The sequence below is a fragment of the Streptosporangium sp. G12 genome (genome assembly GCF_052983175.1).
On sequence record NZ_JBRIQO010000023.1, the window covers coordinates 35,642 to 53,089 of the forward strand.

The window sequence follows — 17,448 nt, forward strand, 5'->3', positions numbered from 1 at the left end:
GGAAGGCTAACCTAAAACTGAGAGCCCTTCCGGGCTTTGGAAGGAACCCATACTCATGCGCGACACGATGCGCCGCCTGGCCGCGACCGGAACGCTGCTGCTGGGCCTCGGCCTGGTGGGCGCGTGCGCCGGTGAGAGCGGCGGAGCCGAACAGGCCGCCGCGAACGCCCCCGCGACCCAGGCCGCCTCCGGATTCCCGGTCACCATCACGCACAAGCTCGGCACCACCACGATCGAGTCCGCGCCCCAGCGCATCGTCGCCCTCGGCGAGGTCGACCAGGACACCCTGCTCGCCCTGGGCGTGCAGCCGGTCGCCATGGCGGAGCTGACCGGAGTCCAGGCCGACGGGCTCGCCCCCTGGACCGCCCCGAAGATCTCCGGCACCAAGCCGACGCTGCTGAAGGCCGGAGAGGCGGGCTTCTCGCTGGAGCAGATCGCCGCGCTCAAGCCCGACCTGATCCTCGCGGGCGGCGACTACTACATCGACAAGGAGTACGCCAACCTCTCCCAGCTCGCGCCGACGACCGCCTACGAGACCGGCCCCGCGCAGGACTCGTGGCAGGTGGTGGCCCGCCAGGTCGCCAAGGCGGTCGGCAAGGCCGACGAGGGGGAGAAGCTCGTCGGCGACGTCGAGGCGAAGATCGCCTCGGTCAAGACCACCCACCCCGAGCTGGACGGCAAGAAGTTCGCGCTGACCAGCGTCTTCCCCTCCGGCAACATCGGCGTGATGAAGTCCGACACCGACACCAGCGTCCAGCTCTTCGGCCAGTTCGGACTCGAGCTGCCCGAGGAGATCAAGGCGCTTCCCGGCGAGGGCTTCGCGGCCGAGCTGAGCATGGAGAAGGTCGGGGTCCTCGACGTCGACCTGCTGCTCAGCCACTACAACGACGACGCGGCCACCCAGAAGAAGATCGAGGCCAACCAGCTGTTCGCCGGCCTCGACGTGGTCAAGCGCGGCTCCTACGTGCCGCTCGACCTCAAGGCGTTCTGGCCGCTGCGCACGCCGACGCCGCTGGCCGTCCCGTACGTGATCGACCAGGTCGTGCCCCAGGTCGCCAAGGCCGCCAAGGCCGCCGGCGGGGCCTGACGACCCGCCCTGTTCGATCCCGTTCCATCCTGTTCCATGCTGCCCCCCGCCGCCGCCCGGCCGCGGGGGGACCATCCCTTCAGTACGTGAGAGGCGAACATGTCGAGCCCGGTCTATGACGTCGTGGGCATCGGTTTCGGCCCGTCCAACCTCGCGCTCGCGGTGGCCCTGGAGGAGGAGTACGGCGCCGGCGTGAACGCGGTCTTCTTCGAGAGGCAACCGAGGTTCGGCTGGCACCGCAACATGCTCATCGAGGGCGCCACGATGCAGGTCCACTTCCTCAAGGACCTGGTCACCCTGCGCAATCCCACCAGCTCCTACTCCTTCCTGTCCTATCTGCAGGAGAAGGGGAGGCTGGTCGATTTCATCAACCACAAGACCATGTTCCCCACCAGGCTGGAGTTCCACGACTATCTGGAGTGGGTCGCCTCCTCCTTCACCGACCTGGTGCGCTACGACTCCGAGGTCGTCGCGGTGCGCCCGCACGACGACGAGACCCTCGAGGTCGTCGTGCAGCACGGCGACGAGCTGCACACCTGCCTGACCCGCAACCTCGTGATCGCGGTCGGCCTCGAGCCCGTGCTCCCCGACGGCGTGCGGCAGGGCGAGCGCGTCTGGCACACCGAGGAACTGCTGGCCCGGCTCGAAACCCTCGGCGGGCGCGAGCCCGCCCGGTTCGTCGTGGTCGGCGCCGGGCAGAGCGCGGCCGAGACCGTCGAGCACCTGCACCGCACCTATCCCTCCGCGGAGGTCTGTGCCGTCTTCACCCGGTACGGCTACTCGCCGGCCGACGACAGCCCCTTCGCCAACCGCATCTTCGACCCGGAGGCCGTCGACCACTTCTTCACCGCGCCCGAAGACGTGAAGCGCATGCTGTTCGCCTACTCCCGCAACACCAACTACTCGGTGGTGGACCTCGACCTCATCGACGAGCTCTACCGGCGCTCCTACGCCGAGAAGGTCGCCGGGGTCCAGCGGCTGCGCATGCTGAACGCCTCCCGCCTGCTCGACGTGCACGACGACGGTGACACCGCCCGAATCCGGATGTGCTTCCTGCCCACGGGCGAGGTGAGCACGATCGAGGCCGACGCGGTCGTCTGCGCGACCGGCTACCGTGAGCGCAACCCCCTCGACCTGCTCGGCGAGGCGCGCAAACACTGCCATACGGGCGAGGCGGGCGAGCTGCTCGTGGAGCGCGACTACCGGATCGCCACCGACCCCGGGCAGGCCTGGGGCGTCTACCTCCAGGGGGCCACCGAGGGCAGCCACGGGATCGCCTCGTCGCTGCTGTCCATGACCGCCGTCCGCACCGGCGAGATCGTGCGCTCCATCGCCCGGCGCTCGGTGTCGGTCCCCCAGGTCGCGGAGATGTGACCCACCCGCCTCGGTCCGGCGTTCGCCGCCGGCCGGGGACGCCCGACACGTGCCGACCGGCTACGTGACTCTGTGTATCTGAATGATTACGTTCGTCCTTGTCGTGTTCCGCACGTGACGAGGAGAATCATGAACATCTTCATTCGCGACGCCGGCGTCGTCCTGGCCGGCGCGGTCCTGGCCGGTGCCGGTCTGCTCGTCGGCCTCCCCGCGGCCGGTGCCCACGCCGCGTCGTCCCGGGCGGCTCCGGCGGCCGTCTGCGAGCGGACGGCCGAGGCCGGCTGGATCTGCTTCCTGCGCTACTGCGACCGCTACTACTGCTATTACGACTGCTATCCCACCGCGCTCGCGCGCAACAGGGGAGACCGGCCTTCCGACACGATCCGCGTTCCCAAGCCCGAAGGGACACCGCCCGCCCAGATCGAGAGGCCCTGACCTACGTGAAGCCGTGAGGGTTCGTTCTCCGGAGCCGGTGGGGGGAGCGTTGCTCGCCACCTCCCGCTGGCTCCGAGAGAGAGCGCCGGTGCTCCCCCCGCACCGAGGAAGTCCTGACCCGACGCGACGAGGCCCTCCTCGACCCGGCCCGCTCCCCCCGGCGCCGACGGCCGGGCGGCCGGCCCCGCCCTCACCCTGCCCGGCCACGCTTCTGACCGGGTCTTGGGTTTCCCGGCCGGGAGCGTGCCCCCGGCAGTCCTTTACGTCCGCCCCATCGGGAATGGCGCCTGACGTAGGACACAAGGGATGTGTCCCCCTATCCCACTGCAATCAGCACATACAGGCCATATGCCGTTAACCGTATTAACCGCCAGGTGTTCACCGGTGCTCCTACCGTTGGGATCGCTCAGGAGAGTGGTTCTGCTGATCCTCGCCCTGGAGGTTCGCCGATGGAACGCCGTACATTCCTTCGTGCCTCGGTGCTCGGTACGAGCACCCTGGCCCTCACCGGAAGTCTCTGGCAGGACGCCGCCCTCGCGGCCCCGGCCCAGAACGCCCCTGGTCCCTACGGCCCCCTGCTGGCCGCCGACGCCAACGGCATCCAGCTCCCGGCGGGGTTCACCAGCCGGGTGATCGCCCGATCGGGCCAGGTGGTTCCCGGCACCTCCTACACCTGGCACAGCGCCCCCGACGGCGGCGCCTGCTTCGCCGACGGCAGCGGCTGGATCTACGTGTCCAACTCGGAGATCAACCCCGGCGGCGGCGCCTCGGCGATCCGCTTCGACTCCGCGGGCAACGTGGTCTCCGCCTCCTCGATCCTGTCGGGCACCCGGCAGAACTGCGCGGGCGGCGCGACGCCGTGGAACACCTGGCTGTCGTGCGAGGAGGTCGACCGCGGCTTCGTCTACGAGACCCGCCCCTTCGGGGGTACGGCGACACAGCGCCCGGCCATGGGCCGTTTCAAGCACGAGGCGGCGGCGGCCGACCCGGTCCGTAAGGTCATCTATCTCACCGAGGACGAGACCAACGGGCGGTTCTACCGGTTCGTCCCCACCACCTGGGGGGACCTGTCCTCCGGCACGTTGCAGGTGCTGCGCGCGGGCTCCGCCACCTCGGGTTCGTTCACCTGGGCGAACGTCCCGGATCCCGACGGCTCCCCGACCGCGACCCGCAGCCAGGTCTCCGGATCGAAGTCCTTCAACGGTGGCGAGGGGTGCTACTACGCCGACGACACGGTGTGGTTCACCACCAAGGGCGACAACCGGGTCTGGCAGGTCAACGTCGCCGCCGGCACCTACGAGCTCGCCTACGACGACAGTCTCGTCAGCCCCGGTACCGCCCCGCTGACCGGCGTGGACAACGTCACCGGCTCGACCTTCGGCGACCTCTACGTCGCCGAGGACGGCGGCACCATGGAAATCTGCCTGATCACCGCCGACGACACCGTCTCCCCGTTCCTGCGCGTCGGCGGCCAGGGGTCCTCGGAGATCACCGGCCCGGCCTTCACCCCCGCCGGCGACCGCCTGTACTTCTCCTCCCAGCGCGGCACGTCCGGTTCCTCCTCCGGGGGCATCACCTACTGCGTGACCGGCCCGTTCCGTACCTGATCCGTGACCGGGGGAGGACCGCGCCGTGCGGCGGCGGTCGCACGGCGCGGCATCCCAACGCACAGGTCACGTTCACTTTCCGGACGCCTTGGATCCCTACGGTGCTGGTCATGGCGTGGAAGACCAGAGTCAACACGGCTCTCGAAGGGATGACGGGCTACAACATCACCAGGGTGCGGCGTAAGGTCGCACCCCCACCGCCCCCACCCCCGCCGCCGCCCGTGGACGTTCCACGGCCCCCGGCCGATCCGGAGACCGACCGGCTGCTGCGCGAACCGGTGTTCGTGCTGTCGCCGGTGCGGTCCGGCTCCACCCTGCTGCGCGTCATGCTGAACAGCCACTCCCGGATCCACGCGCCGCACGAGCTGCACGTGCGGCGCCTGGCGGTCACGCTGACCACCGACCCGCTGCGCCAGGCGATGGAGGCGCTCGGCCTGTCCGCCAGCGACATCGAGCACATCCTGTGGGACCGCATGCTCCACCGCGAGCTGGCCGGGAGCGGCAAGCAGATCATCGTCGACAAGACGCCCAGCAACGTCTTCGCCCACCGGCGCCTCGCGACCTGCTGGCCCGACGCGCGCTACATCTTCCTGATGCGCCACCCCGCCTCGATCGCCCTGTCGTGGCACGAGGCCGCTCCGCTGGAGCGCCCCTGGGCGGAGGCGATCCGGCACACCCTGCAGTACATGCGCCACCTCACCGAGGCCAGGCGGACGCTCGACGGGCTCACCCTGACCTACGAGGCGCTCGTCGCCGATCCGGAGGAGGAGATGCGGCGGGTCTGCGGCTACCTGGGGGTCGGCTACGAGGCCGGCATGATCACATACGGTGACCACGGGCACGGGGAGTTCGTGAAGGGCATCGGGGACTGGCGCGACAAGATCAGGAGCGGCAGGGTCCAGCCGGGCAGGCCGCTGCCCGCCCCCGAGGAGATCCCGGAGGAACTGCGCGAGATCTGCGCCGAGTGGGGATACCTCTGACCGATCGATCGCCCCGGGGGACGGCCTCCCGCCCTCACGGGAACCCGGGTGCGGAGGGCGTGACTCCCGATGACCTTCGTCGCCCAAGGTGACACGCGGTCGACGGGAGGATGAATTCTGTGCATGAAATCCCATGACCTGCATATATGTTGTCTGAGGTGTCATATCCGGGGGCATGGATGCGAACTTCGTGTTGCTCGCCATCGTGATCGTCACCGCGTTGTCCTTCGACTTCACCAACGGCTTCCACGACACCGCCAACGCGATGGCGACCTCGATCGCCACCGGCGCGTTGCGTCCCAAGGTCGCGGTCGCGTTGTCGGCGGTGCTGAACTTCGCAGGGGCGTTCCTGTCGTTGAAGGTCGCGGCCACCATCGCGACCGGCATCGTCGAGGCCGGCGCCATCACCTTGACGGTCGTCTTCGCCGGGCTGATCGGCGGCCTGGCCTGGAACCTGCTGACCTGGTACTTCGGCATCCCCTCCAGCTCCTCGCACGCGTTGATCGGCGGCGTGGTCGGGGCCACGCTGATCGCGGCGGGCGCCTCGGCCGTCAAGGGCGCCGAGATCGTGTCCAAGGTGCTGGTCCCGGCCGTGCTGGCGCCGCTGGCGGCGATCCTGGTGGCCACGATCGGCACCTACCTGGTCTACGTCATCACCCGCAACGTCCCCGAGAACACCAAGAAGCGCGGGTTCAAATACGGCCAGATCGGCTCGGCCTCGCTGGTCTCCCTGGCCCACGGCACCAACGACGCGCAGAAGACGATGGGCATCATCACCCTCGCGATGATCGCCGCCGGTGCCGTCGGCAAGGACGACGGGACCCCGACGTGGGTGATCGTGGCCAGTGCGACCGCGATCGCGCTGGGCACCTACCTGGGGGGCTGGCGGGTGATCCGTACCCTCGGCAAGGGGCTGACCGACATCGAGACCCCGCAGGGTTTCGCCGCCGAGGGCTCCTCGGCGGCCGTCATCTTCGCCTCCTCGCACTTCGGCTTCCCGCTGTCGACCACCCACGTGTGCGCGGGCTCGGTGATCGGATCGGGCATCGGCAAGCACCTGGCCGAGGTCCGCTGGAGCCTCGCGGCCAGGATGGGGGCCGCGTGGCTGATCACCCTGCCGGCCGCCGCCGTGGTCGGCGCGCTGGCCTGGGCGGGCGCCAACGTGATCGGCGGCGCGCTGGGCGTCGCCGTCGTCTTCGGCGTCGCCCTGGCCCTGTCGGCGGCGCTGTATCTGGCCTCGCGGCGCCGGCCGGTCAACGCCGGCAACGTCAACGACGAATGGACCGGCCGGCTCGCCCCGGCCGCCGGGACGAGGGAGCACGCCGCGTGAACGACTACATCGACCTGGACGCGCTGTGGAGGGTCCTGCTCGCCTCGCTGCTGGCGGGCGCCGGCCTGGTCGCCGTCTTCTCCCTGGCCCTGGTCGGCCTGTCCAGCGGGCGGACGGCCGGTCGCGTGGGGGCCGGGCTCTGCTTCCTGGTGGTGGCCGCCGGCATCGCCCTCGGCCTGTACGTCATGCTCGCCAGGTAACCACCCGCCCGGGATTCTAGAGAGACTCTCTAGAATCGGCTATGCTCCCAGGATGAGAACCACCGCCGTCATCACCGGAGCCAACCGCGGGATCGGCCTGGCCACGGCCGAGGAGTTCGCCCGCCGCGGCCACCGGGTGGTGCTCGTGGCGAGGAATCCCGCCGCGGCGAACGAGGCCGCCCGGCTCGGCGCCGAGCTGGTCACCGGTGACCTCTCGACCCTGAAGGGCATCCGGGCCGTCGCCGAGGCGCTGGCCGGAACCTGCCCGCGGCTCGACGTGCTGGTGCACAACGCCGGGATCTGGCCGTCGGCGCGACGGCTCACCGAGGACGGGTTCGAGGAGTCCTTCGCCGTCAACCACCTGGCGCCCTTCCTGCTCAACCACCTGCTGGAGGACCGCCTGGCCAGGGTCGTCCAGGTCACCGCGGGCCTGTACGTCAAGGGCAGGGCCGACCTCGCGCGCACCCCGGCCGGCGACGACTTCTCCGCCGTGCGCACCTACGCCGACACCAAGCTCTGCAACCTGGCGCTGATGCCGCTGTGGGCCGAACGCTGGAAACGGCGGGACGTCACGATCGACGCCGTGCACCCCGGGGTGATCAGGACCGGGCTCGGCGACCGGGGCGGCCCGGTGGGACTGCTGCTGAAGGCCGCGAAGCTGCTGTGGAAGGCGCCGGCGGACGGCGCGGCCCCCGTCGTGCGGCTGGCACTCGACCGCACCGGCACCGGGCGTTACTTCGACGTCGACCGCGAGACGCCCCTCGCCCCCGCGGCCGCCGACCCGGCGCGGGCGGTGAGGCTGTGGGCGCAGGCCGCGGAGCTGACCGGTGTCGCCTAGGCACCGGCGTGGCGAGGAGACCAGGGAGCGGCTGCTCGCCGCGGCGCTGGACCTCTACGAGAGGGAGGGCGCGGACGGCTTCACCATGACGGCGGTGACCGGCGCGAGCGGTGTCAGCGTCGGCAGCCTCTACCACCACTTCGGCAGCTTCGACGGGCTGGCGGCGGCACTCTACGCCCGCTGCCTGTCCGGCCTGCTCGACGCCGTCATCGCCGCGCTCGGCGCGGTGCCGCCGGGGGAGGGGGCGGGGTCCTGCGAGGACGCCGAGGCGCGGGCCGCCGCCGGGATCGAGGCCGTGGTCACCGGATACCTGGGCTTCACCCGCGAGCACCGGGCCGCCGCGCACTTCGTCCACGCCTCCGCCTACGCCGCCTTCCTTCCCGCGCACGCAGCCCTGGTCGCGCGGGAGAAGGAGCCCAGACTGGCCGGGATCCTGGGCTGGCTGCGGCCGTACGCCGAGGCGGGGCTGGTCGTGGAGCTGCCGGACGCGCTGACGGAGATGCTGGTCGTCGGCCCGGTGGCGGAGACGGCCCGCCGGTGGCTGGCCGGTGCTCCCGGCATCGACCTGGACGAGGCGTGCAGGCTGCTTCCCGAGCGGATCTGGCGATCCCTGCGGGCCGTCGTCCCACCGTGACGCCGTCCCCCTTGATCGAGCCACTGCCGGTGGGCGAACGCGAAACGGCTCCCTGTCCCTTTTCGCGTACCGATCTGTACCCCAGGCGCCTTCCGCGATTTGCGGCCGGTCCATATCGAGATTTGCGGCAACGGTCGGATCGAAAACACTGGGTTTGGGTGAACCGGTACGTTTACACTCGCGATCGTATGAAGAGGATCGCGGTTCTGATCGCGGGGGCACTGCTGACGGCCGGCTGCCAGTTGGGCTCGAGCGCTCCGCCCGGCTCACCCGGCCCATCTTCCGCGACGACGTCGAAGCCGCCTGCCGTCTCGCCGTCGGCGGCCGTGAGTCTGCCGGCCGACCAGGTGATCGGTAGCCGGGAGGTCACAGGTAACAACTGGTACAAGGTCCGCATCGACCTGTACGCGCTCCACCGGCAGGACAAGCTGGTCACGGTCAACTTCGCGGCGACCGTGCTGGAACACGACCGCGCCGGCGGCTGGGACGTGCGCGGCGCGTTCTCCGCCGTTCCCTCCGACACCCCTACGGTGGACGGTGTCCACCTCGTGGACACCAAGAACGCCAAGAAGCATCTGGTGGCCACGGACGCGGACGGCAGATGCCTGTGCAGTTCCGGCATGGTGACGATCGACCGGGATCGCAGCGTTGTCTTCTCGGCCACGTTCGCCGCTCCACCGGCCGACGTGAACGCCATGGACGTGTTCATCCCGCTGGCGGGGACGTTCGAAAATGTTCCGCTCGGTTAGCGTCGCGCTGGCCGTCGGGCTGGCCGTTCACACGCCGTCTCCAGCACCCACCCAGGGTCCTCATCCCACGCCCGGGCCCCTGGCGCGGGCGCCCATCGTCGATGTGCAGGCGCGCGTGATCGACATCGAGCTGCGCATCGGCACCCTGGACGAGTCGATCATCGATGCGGACACCCCCACCAGCAACAAGATCACGATGGCGGCCGACGTCCTGTTCGCCTTTGACAAGGCCACGATCACCGCCAAGGCCGAGCGGCGGCTGACCCAGGCCGCCGCCATGCTCAAGCAGGAGGCCGGTGGCAAGCGGGTGCGGATCGACGGACACACCGACGCCAAGGGCGGCGACGCCTACAACCGCGCCCTTTCCCTGAGGCGCGCGGAAGCGGTCGAGCGGGCGCTCACTCCGCTGCTGGAGGGGGCCGGCATCACCTTCGCCGTCGATGGACGCGGTGCCACGGCGCCCGTGGCGCCCAACACGGTGACCAACGAGCACGGCCAGGTGGTCGACAACCCGAAGGGACGCGCGAAGAACCGGCGCGTGGAGATCACATTCTCCCGCTGACCGGCATCACCACCCTTCGACGCGGCCTCACCGGGCAGGACGTTCCGGAGCGGACGAAGGAGCCTTCGGTATCCGCCTCGGATGAACGACCTCGTTGGCGAATCGTCGATGACGTCAGAGGGACAACGCGTCATCGACCATGAGAGTGATCATGCCTGCGGGCGTTCACCACTCTGTCAACCCCTCGCTGACATGACGGCGTTCCCGGGCCGAGACCGCCACCTCCCTCGTCGCGATCATCATTCCTGCCCAGAGTTATACCCCCTGTGGGTGTGCGTCCTTTTGTGAAGGGTAAGGTTGCCCTGCCCTAATTTAGGTAAGGCTTCCTTCCATGGAGTGACGGTGTTCGCCAGCTACCTCATCGGATTGCGCGAAGGCCTGGAGGCCACGCTCGTCGTCTCCGTGCTCGTCGCGCTCCTCGTCAAGAGCGACCGGCGCGACCGATTGCCCCTCGTGTGGGCCGGGGTCGGCGCCGCGCTCGTTCTGTCGGTCGCGTTCGGCGCGCTGCTCACCTTCACCGTCGCCCGCCTGGAATACCGGCAGCAGGAGCTGTTCGAGGCGATCACCTCGCTGCTCGCCACCGCGTTCGTCACCTGGATGATCTTCTGGATGCGTCGCGCCTCCCGTACCCTCTCCGGCGAGCTGCGCGCCAGGCTGAGCCAGGCCCTGGAGGTCGGCGCGACCGCGGTGGTCGTGATGGCCTTCCTCGCCGTGGCGCGCGAGGGCCTGGAGACCGCGCTGCTGTTCTTCGCCTCCGTGCAGGGGGCCACCACCACCGCCGTCCCGCTGGTCGGGATCACCCTGGGCCTGCTCACCGCGGTCGCGCTGGGCTGGGCCATCTACCGCAGCGCGATGCGGATCAACCTGACCAGGTTCTTCACCTGGACGGGCCTGCTGCTGATCCTGGTCGCCGCCGGCATCTTCAAGTACGGCGTGCACGACCTGCAGGAGGCCGGTGTCCTGCCGGGCCTGTCCACCCACGCCTTCGACATCAGCGGCGTGATGCCCGCCGACTCCTGGTACGGCGCCCTGCTGGCCGGGCTGTTCAACATCACCCCGCAGCCGAGCGTGCTGGAGACGGTGGCGTGGGTCGCCTACGCGGTGCCGACGCTCGCCCTCTTCCTGAGGCCGCGTCGCAGCCGCCCCACCGCCTCGCCCACCGATTCCCCGGCGGCCCGGAATCCCCCGGCTTCCTCGACCAACCCGCAGCCCGCGGGCTGAAACCGCTCGAACAGGACGACCATGCGTACTTCCCTTGCCATCGCCGCGGGTGCTCTCGCCCTCGCCGGCCTCGCCGCCTGTTCCTCCGAGCCCACCGCGTCCACCGCGGGTGCGGGCGCGGGTGCCGGGGCGTCCGCCGCCCCCGCCAAGGGCGGCCCCGTCGCGGTGACCGCCACCGACACCGAGTGCAAGGTCGCCGTCACCGAGGTGGCCGCGGGCACCTCGACGTTCTCGATCACCAACGACGGCACCAAGGTGACCGAGTTCTACGTCTACGCCGCCGGTGACCGGGTCATGGGCGAGGTGGAGAACATCGTGCCCGGCCTGACCCGCGAGGTGATCGTGGAGCTGCCGGCCGGCAGCTACCAGACCGCCTGCAAGCCCGGCATGATCGGCAAGGGCGTCCGCGGCCCGCTCAAGGTGACGGGCGAACACAAGCCGCTCAGCGACGACGCCCGGCTCTCCGCCGCGACCGCCGGCTACAAGCGCTACATCAGGTCGCAGAGCGACACGCTGCTGACCAAGACGCAGGAGTTCGTCGACGCGGTCAAGGCCGAGGACATCGCCAGGGCCAAGGAGCTCTTCCCCGTCTCCCGCACCTACTGGGAGCGGATCGAGCCGGTCGCGGAGATCTTCGGCGACCTCGACCCGGCCATCGACGCCCGCGAGAACGACGTGGCCGAGGGCGAGGAGTGGACCGGCTTCCACAAGATCGAAAAGGATCTCTGGGTCACCAAGGACGTCAGCGAGGACGGGCCGGTCGCCGACAAGCTGATGGCCGACATCAAGACCATCGTGGAACAGTCCAACGCGGCCGAGCTGTCGCCCGTGCTGCTCGCCAACGGGGCCAAGGGCCTGCTCGACGAGGTCGCCTCCGGCAAGATCACCGGCGAGGAGGACCGCTACTCGCACACCGACCTGTGGGACTTCGACGCCAACCTGCAGGGCTCGAAGGCCGCGGTGCAGGCGCTCCGGCCCGTCCTGGAGGAGCGCGTCCCCGAGCTGGTGAAGACGCTGGACGAGAAGTTCGCCGGAGCCGAGGCCGCGCTCGGCGCCCACCGCAAGGGCGACGGCTGGAAGCTGCACACCGAGTTGTCCAAGGACGACCTCAAGAAGCTGTCGGACGCGATCAACGCGCTCGCCGAGCCGATCAGCAAGATCGCCGCAGTGGTGGCCAAGTAGCGGATGACGCGCCGTCACCGTAGGGGAGGGGTCCGATGAGCGGGAGAATCAGCCGCAGGAAGCTGTTCGGGATGGGTGCCGCGGGCGTGGCGGCCGCCGGCGCGGGTGCCATCGCGGTGCGCGGGACGGGCGGCGAGCCCCCGCCCGCGCCCGCCCGAACCGCCTCCGCCTCCGACCCCGTCCCCTTCTACGGCGAGCACCAGGCGGGCATCGTCACCCCGGCCCAGGACCGGCTGCACTTCGTCTCCTTCGACGTGACGACCGGGAAGAAGGCTGAGCTCGCCGAGCTGATGCAGGAGTGGACCGCCGCCGCGGCCCGGATGACGCAGGGCCAGGAGGCGGGCGCGTTCGGCGCGGTCGGCGGTCAGCCCGAGGCGCCGCCCGACGACACCGGCGAGGCCCTCGGCCTGCCCGCCTCCGGGCTGACGCTCACCGTCGGCTTCGGCGGGTCGCTGTTCGACGACCGGTTCGGGCTGGCCTCCCGCAGGCCGGCCGCGCTGGCCGACCTGCCGCACCTGCCCGGTGACGCGCTGCTGCCGGAGATCTCGGGCGGCGATCTGTGCGTGCAGGCGTGCGCGCACGACCCGCAGGTGGCGGTGCACGCCATCCGCAACCTGGCGCGCATCGGCTTCGGCCGAGTCTCGGTGCGCTGGTCCCAGCTCGGCTTCGGCCGTACGTCGTCGACCTCGCGCGCGCAGGCGACGCCGCGCAACCTGATGGGTTTCAAGGACGGCACCGCCAACCTCAAGCTGGAGGACGTGGCGCTGCTGAAGGAGCAGCTCTGGGTGGGAGCCGGCGACGGCGCCGACTGGATGACCGGGGGCAGCTACCTGGTGACCCGCAAGATCCGGATGCTGGTCGAGACGTGGGACCGGGCGCCGCTGGCCGAGCAGGAGCAGATCTTCGGCCGGAACAAGGGGGAGGGGGCCCCGCTGGGAGGGAAGGCCGAGTTCGACGCGATCGACTTCGACGCCAAGGGCCCCGACGGGGAAGCCCTGATCAAGGACGACGCGCACGTACGGCTGGCGCACCCCTCCCACAACGGCGGCGCGCGCCTGCTGCGCCGCGGCTACAACTACGTGGACGGCTCCGACGGGCTGGGCCGCCTGGACGCCGGGCTGTTCTTCATCGCCTACCAGCGCGACCCCCACCGGCAGTTCGTCGCCGTGCAGAGGTCCCTGGCGGGCAAGGACTCCCTCAACGAGTACATCAAGCACGTCTCCAGCGGCCTGTTCGCCTGCCCGCCGGGCGTGCGCGACGCGGGCGACTACTGGGGCCGTGCCCTGTTCTCCTGAGTTCTGCCGGGTTCTGCTGGATTCTCCTGGGGTTTCGACCCTCGTACCACCCGGACGGGGGACGTCACCCGCGGCTCGAAGAAAACCTGACCGGCGGGGGCGAGAATTTCGCCAAAGGCCCCGATAAAGGGCTGTGCGCATATGGAACCGTCCAAATTTCCAAAAAGCGACGGACCCTGATTTCCGCTGTTATCTTCATCCAGTTCGCATGATCACGGACCGCTTGCCGCGGCGGTCCGGCCGCCCGACACCGCGAACGCGCCCGCATCCGAAGCGGGAAGGCATCCGCTGGGGCGGCCGACCGCCGGCGCCCGCCGCTTGGCGGCACGTAGCTCGATGGCGGTCAGAACGTGGCGATCGGGTTGACCGGGCTGCCGGACGTACCGGCGAAGCGGACCGGCGCGACCGCGAGGTGGAAGTCCCACTGGCCGAGCTCGGCAGCCGTCCCCGCGCACGCCTCCAGGTCGCAGTTGTCGAGCATCCACAGACCCATCGCGACGAGGCTCACGGCGTGGACCGGCATCAACACGTCCTCGTACCCCGACGGCTGAACGTCCTGGGGGGTGTCGGCGCCGATCAGCGCGACCTCCCGTTCACGCAGCCACGGCAGGCAGGACGCGTGCCAGCCGGCCTGCGTGAAACCGCTGACCACACCGCTCTCGTGCCGGACACGGCCGTGGCCGGTCCGCAGGAGTACCGCATCGCCGGGTCGCACCCGCACACCCTGGCGACGCTCGGCCTCCTCGAGATCGTCGGGAAACACCCCCTGCCCCGGTTCCAGCCACGGCACATCGCGGACCCTCGCGATGTCCAGCAGGACACCACGCGTGACGATCCCGTTCGCCGCCGCCGTGACGGCCGCCCACGCCGATCCCGTCGCGGCGTCGACCAGCGAGTGCGACCGCCCGTTGTACATCGTGCCGTCCCAGAAGATGTGGCACGGCGAGTCGAGGTGGGTGAGGGTGTTGCCGTGGAACGTGACGCCGAGCCGCTCGGAAGAAAAGCCCCAGCGCCGGTCGTTGTGGAACGGCTCCGGCATGTTCTCGGCCCCCGGCATGTCGGCGGCGCACGGGCACGTCGTCGTCGACCGCTCCATGTCCTCGGGTACGGCTACCTCCCATGCGCACGACACGCTCCTGCCGTGGCGCACGGCCCGCGCCGCCGCCAGCCGGACGTCGTCGGTGATGTGGTTCAGGGTGCCGAGCTCGTCGTCGTCGCCCCACCGTCCCCAGTTCGACAGCGTGTCGAAGTACCCGAGCACGTCTTCCTGTGTGGGTATCGGTCGTCCTGCCGTCATCTCAGCATCGACTCCTCCGGTCACGTGGTTCGAGGCACCGCAGGCAGGGTATCCCGCCCCCTCCTTCGACATGACCTCGCCGGGGCGGGAGAGACGGTGTGAGCAACCTCGATCCAACCCCCGGAGAGGCGCCGCCCTGTATCGGCCGGGCAAGCACGAACACCACGACAGCCTCGCCCGTGCGGCGCGCCGCGGTGTCTGCCGGACGTAAGGATTACGTGAGAAATGTCGGCCTGGGTGGCGCTTACGGTGATCATGACATCCCCCGTGCGTGCCTTCGAAGGGAATCCTCATCATGCACCGATCCCTCCGCCGTGCCATGGCCACGGCCATCGCCATGATCGCGACCATGTCGCTGGCCCCGCTTGCCTCGCCGCCGGCCGCCGCAGCGAGTCAGGAGCGTCTCCGCGTCGTCCACCTCGGCACCCTCGGCGGCATATGGAGCATCGCCCGAGGCATCAACAATCACGGCCACGTCGTCGGCGACAGCCCGCTGGAGTCCGGGCTCAGCCATGCGTTCCTGTGGAAGAACGGCACGATGACCGACCTCGGCACGCTCGGCGGCGAGACCAGCTTCGCCTCCGGCATCGACGACGACGGCCGCGTCGTCGGCTGCAGCGAGCTGCCCTCGGGCCAGTGGACTCCCTTCCTCTGGCACGAGGGCAAGATGGAGGACCTCGGAGCACACGGAGCCCCCGGCTACTGCGGCGCAGAGGTCGCCAACGGGCACATCGTCGTCACTTTCGCGCCCACTCCCGGCTTCGCCGAGCTTCGCGCCATCCTGCTGTCCGGTGACGTCAAAACCGTCATCGACCGCCGCCCCGGCCTGACCGCCAACGCCGTCAACGACAAAGGCCAGGTGGTGGGCGCCGAGAACTACGTCGTCAACGAGAACGGTCTCCCGCTGCCGATCTACCGGGCGTACCTGTGGCACAACGGCACCGGCCGCGAGCTTGGCACGTTCGGCGGGATGAGCAGGCCCGACTCGATCAACAACCTCGGCCAGGTGGTCGGCAACTCCGATACGGCCGACGGCCACCGTCGCGGCTTCTTCTGGAACGGCTCCTCCATGACGGCCCTTCCCCTGCCCGCCGACGTCTCCAACGCCGGCGCCGTCGCCATCAACGACCGCGGCCAGATCGTCGGCAGCTACAGCAAGGTTGGCAACCCGTACGGCTTCACCGCCCTGTGGGACACCCCCACCACCCAGCCCCGTACCCTGCCGCTGCCCACAGACGCGAAGGTAACCAGCGCCCAAGCTCACGACATCAACAACCAGGGCTGGATCGTCGGCTCCGTCACCTACGACTGGACCACCGGTCGCCACACCCAGGCCGTGATCTGGCGCTGACCCGGTGTCCCGGAGTGGAGCCGCCGCGCTTCGGACGCGGCTGTGCCCTCCGAAAAACCCAGCCGAGCATGAGCCGTGAGCAGCCGTAGGGCTCCGACGATCGCCGCAGATGGCCGGACACACGAGAGGCCCGTCATCACGTTTCCGCTGGTGACGGGCCTCTTCCCGCTGGTGTGGCAGGTCAAGGTCCGAACTTGCGCAGGCTGAGCCGACGGTTTCACGGCTTTCAAGCGCATGACACTAGGCGTCGAGAGCCATGATCTGGTCAACGACGGCGTCGAGGTCGGCACCGACGATGTCAGGTCGCGGGCCGATCGGGTTCAGGACCATACCGGGACGCGCGACGAACGCGGCCTTGCAGCCCGTCGCGAGCGCACCGGCGGTGTCCCACCAGTGCGCGGCCACCAGCCGCACCTCCGCGATGTCGACGTCGAAGGCCTTCGCCACGGCGAGGTAGGGCTCCCCGGCGGGTTTGAGTCGCTTGACGGAGTCAGCCGAGATGACGCCGTCGAAGTGATCCCGGATGCCGCTGTTGACGAGCTGCGCCTCGGCGACCGTCGCAGGGGAGTTCGTCAGCGCCACCACGGCCAGCGAGGTCGAGCGCAGCCGCCGAAGGGCCCCCGCCACCTCCGGGTGGGCCGGCAACGAGCTCATCCGGTTCACGATTCCGGTTATGTCGTCGGAGGTGAGGCCGCGGCCGTGCCGCTCGGCCAGCATTGACAGGGCGGCGTGCTGCGCCGTGCTGAAGTCCACGTATTCGCCGGTCAGGCCGCCGACGAAGGAGAGCTGAAGCACCTGCGCGAACCAGGGCCCGCGCAGCTCGGCCGAGCCGAGCAACTCCTCGAAGGCGGCGTCGAGCGCTCGCAGGTCCAGCAGCGTCTCGTTGACGTCGAACGCGACGACCCTCGTCATGGAAATCTCCTCCCGATCAGTACGCGATCTTTACAGGGTTTCACCGATGGCGTCGTGTTCACGCAGGTAGCGGATCAAACCGGTGGAGTCCTCCGGCATGAGTCTTCCGATGGCGCCACCGGCGTAAACGCCGACGACGTGGCCGTCCGGGTCGAGAACGAAGCCGGTGCCGGCGTGGGACGACCGCTTCGTCGCCCGCGGGTGGTCCTGACCGGAAGACGCCGCTGTCAAAATCCCAGTCCTTCCCGTTTTTCACCAGGTTCGTGCGTTGTCAGCGGTGTGGCCAAAGGCCCGTGCCACCCCTCCCTCCGGGGGGCGGTGGTGTGGCCGGAGGGGGTGGCAGGACGGAGACGGCGCCCGTGGTCTCGAAGATCGCGAGGTGGACGCCGGCGCC

Annotated in this window: 18 protein-coding genes; 15 read left to right on the forward strand and 3 right to left on the reverse strand. The window is 69.9% G+C overall.

The window, feature by feature from the left end; all coding sequences use genetic code 11:
- The first annotated feature begins 55 nt into the window (after window positions 1-55).
- From ACVCAG_RS31715 to efeB, 14 genes are all read left to right on the forward strand, one after another.
- Window positions 56-1,087: an ABC transporter substrate-binding protein gene (locus tag ACVCAG_RS31715; RefSeq protein ID WP_440087120.1), complete on the forward strand. Its 1,032-nt coding sequence runs from the start codon at window positions 56-58 to the stop codon at window positions 1,085-1,087.
- Between the two features lie 99 nt (window positions 1,088-1,186).
- Window positions 1,187-2,461 (forward strand): SidA/IucD/PvdA family monooxygenase, encoded by a 1,275-nt coding sequence (locus ACVCAG_RS31720; protein ID WP_440087119.1) that lies wholly within the window; start codon window positions 1,187-1,189, stop codon window positions 2,459-2,461.
- Between the two features lie 129 nt (window positions 2,462-2,590).
- Entirely contained in the window at window positions 2,591-2,896 is a 306-nt protein-coding gene (locus ACVCAG_RS31725) for a hypothetical protein (protein ID WP_362691486.1), read from the forward strand.
- Window positions 2,897-3,345: 449 nt separating this feature from the next.
- Complete coding sequence (locus ACVCAG_RS31730) at window positions 3,346-4,503, forward strand: alkaline phosphatase PhoX (protein ID WP_440087118.1); 1,158 nt, start codon at window positions 3,346-3,348, stop codon at window positions 4,501-4,503.
- A gap of 110 nt (window positions 4,504-4,613) precedes the next feature.
- Window positions 4,614-5,483, forward strand: coding sequence for a sulfotransferase (locus tag ACVCAG_RS31735; RefSeq protein WP_440087117.1), 870 nt, complete (start codon window positions 4,614-4,616; stop codon window positions 5,481-5,483).
- 175 nt (window positions 5,484-5,658) lie between these two features.
- Window positions 5,659-6,813: an inorganic phosphate transporter gene (locus tag ACVCAG_RS31740; RefSeq protein ID WP_440087116.1), complete on the forward strand. Its 1,155-nt coding sequence runs from the start codon at window positions 5,659-5,661 to the stop codon at window positions 6,811-6,813.
- Window positions 6,810-7,013, forward strand: coding sequence for a hypothetical protein (locus tag ACVCAG_RS31745; protein WP_440087115.1), 204 nt, complete (start codon window positions 6,810-6,812; stop codon window positions 7,011-7,013). Before ACVCAG_RS31740 ends, ACVCAG_RS31745 begins: the two co-directional genes overlap by 4 nt.
- Before the next feature lie 52 nt (window positions 7,014-7,065).
- Window positions 7,066-7,851, forward strand: a complete 786-nt coding sequence (locus ACVCAG_RS31750) for an SDR family NAD(P)-dependent oxidoreductase (RefSeq protein ID WP_440087114.1) — start codon at window positions 7,066-7,068, stop codon at window positions 7,849-7,851.
- Window positions 7,841-8,485: a TetR family transcriptional regulator gene (locus tag ACVCAG_RS31755; RefSeq protein WP_440087113.1), complete on the forward strand. Its 645-nt coding sequence runs from the start codon at window positions 7,841-7,843 to the stop codon at window positions 8,483-8,485. Before ACVCAG_RS31750 ends, ACVCAG_RS31755 begins: the two co-directional genes overlap by 11 nt.
- Window positions 8,486-8,811: 326 nt before the next feature.
- Window positions 8,812-9,234 carry a hypothetical protein gene (locus tag ACVCAG_RS31760; protein WP_440087111.1) on the forward strand — a complete coding sequence of 141 codons (423 nt, stop codon included), beginning with the start codon at window positions 8,812-8,814 and terminating at the stop codon, window positions 9,232-9,234.
- Complete coding sequence (locus ACVCAG_RS31765) at window positions 9,218-9,796, forward strand: OmpA family protein (protein WP_440087110.1); 579 nt, start codon at window positions 9,218-9,220, stop codon at window positions 9,794-9,796. Before ACVCAG_RS31760 ends, ACVCAG_RS31765 begins: the two co-directional genes overlap by 17 nt.
- Window positions 9,797-10,138: 342 nt before the next feature.
- Entirely contained in the window at window positions 10,139-11,017 is an 879-nt protein-coding gene (efeU, locus tag ACVCAG_RS31770; RefSeq protein ID WP_440087109.1) for an iron uptake transporter permease EfeU, read from the forward strand.
- 21 nt (window positions 11,018-11,038) lie between these two features.
- On the forward strand, window positions 11,039-12,199 hold the full coding sequence (efeO, locus tag ACVCAG_RS31775; protein ID WP_440087108.1) for an iron uptake system protein EfeO: 1,161 nt from the start codon (window positions 11,039-11,041) through the stop codon (window positions 12,197-12,199).
- 35 nt (window positions 12,200-12,234) lie between these two features.
- Window positions 12,235-13,494 (forward strand): iron uptake transporter deferrochelatase/peroxidase subunit, encoded by a 1,260-nt coding sequence (gene efeB, locus ACVCAG_RS31780; protein WP_440087107.1) that lies wholly within the window; start codon window positions 12,235-12,237, stop codon window positions 13,492-13,494.
- A gap of 343 nt (window positions 13,495-13,837) precedes the next feature.
- Here the strand turns inward: efeB and ACVCAG_RS31785 are convergent, their stop codons facing one another.
- On the reverse strand, window positions 13,838-14,791 hold the full coding sequence (locus ACVCAG_RS31785; protein WP_440087106.1) for a cyclase family protein: 954 nt from the start codon (window positions 14,789-14,791) through the stop codon (window positions 13,838-13,840).
- Between the two features lie 295 nt (window positions 14,792-15,086).
- Between ACVCAG_RS31785 and ACVCAG_RS31790 the strand changes: the two genes are divergently transcribed.
- Complete coding sequence (locus tag ACVCAG_RS31790; RefSeq protein ID WP_440087105.1) at window positions 15,087-16,142, forward strand: DUF3466 family protein; 1,056 nt, start codon at window positions 15,087-15,089, stop codon at window positions 16,140-16,142.
- Between the two features lie 240 nt (window positions 16,143-16,382).
- Here the strand turns inward: ACVCAG_RS31790 and ACVCAG_RS31795 are convergent, their stop codons facing one another.
- A complete protein-coding gene (locus ACVCAG_RS31795) occupies window positions 16,383-17,054 on the reverse strand; it encodes a haloacid dehalogenase type II (RefSeq protein ID WP_440087104.1) in 672 nt (223 codons plus the stop codon).
- Between the two features lie 30 nt (window positions 17,055-17,084).
- Window positions 17,085-17,285 carry a hypothetical protein gene (locus tag ACVCAG_RS31800; protein ID WP_440087103.1) on the reverse strand — a complete coding sequence of 67 codons (201 nt, stop codon included), beginning with the start codon at window positions 17,283-17,285 and terminating at the stop codon, window positions 17,085-17,087.
- Between the last annotated feature and the right edge of the window lie 163 nt (window positions 17,286-17,448).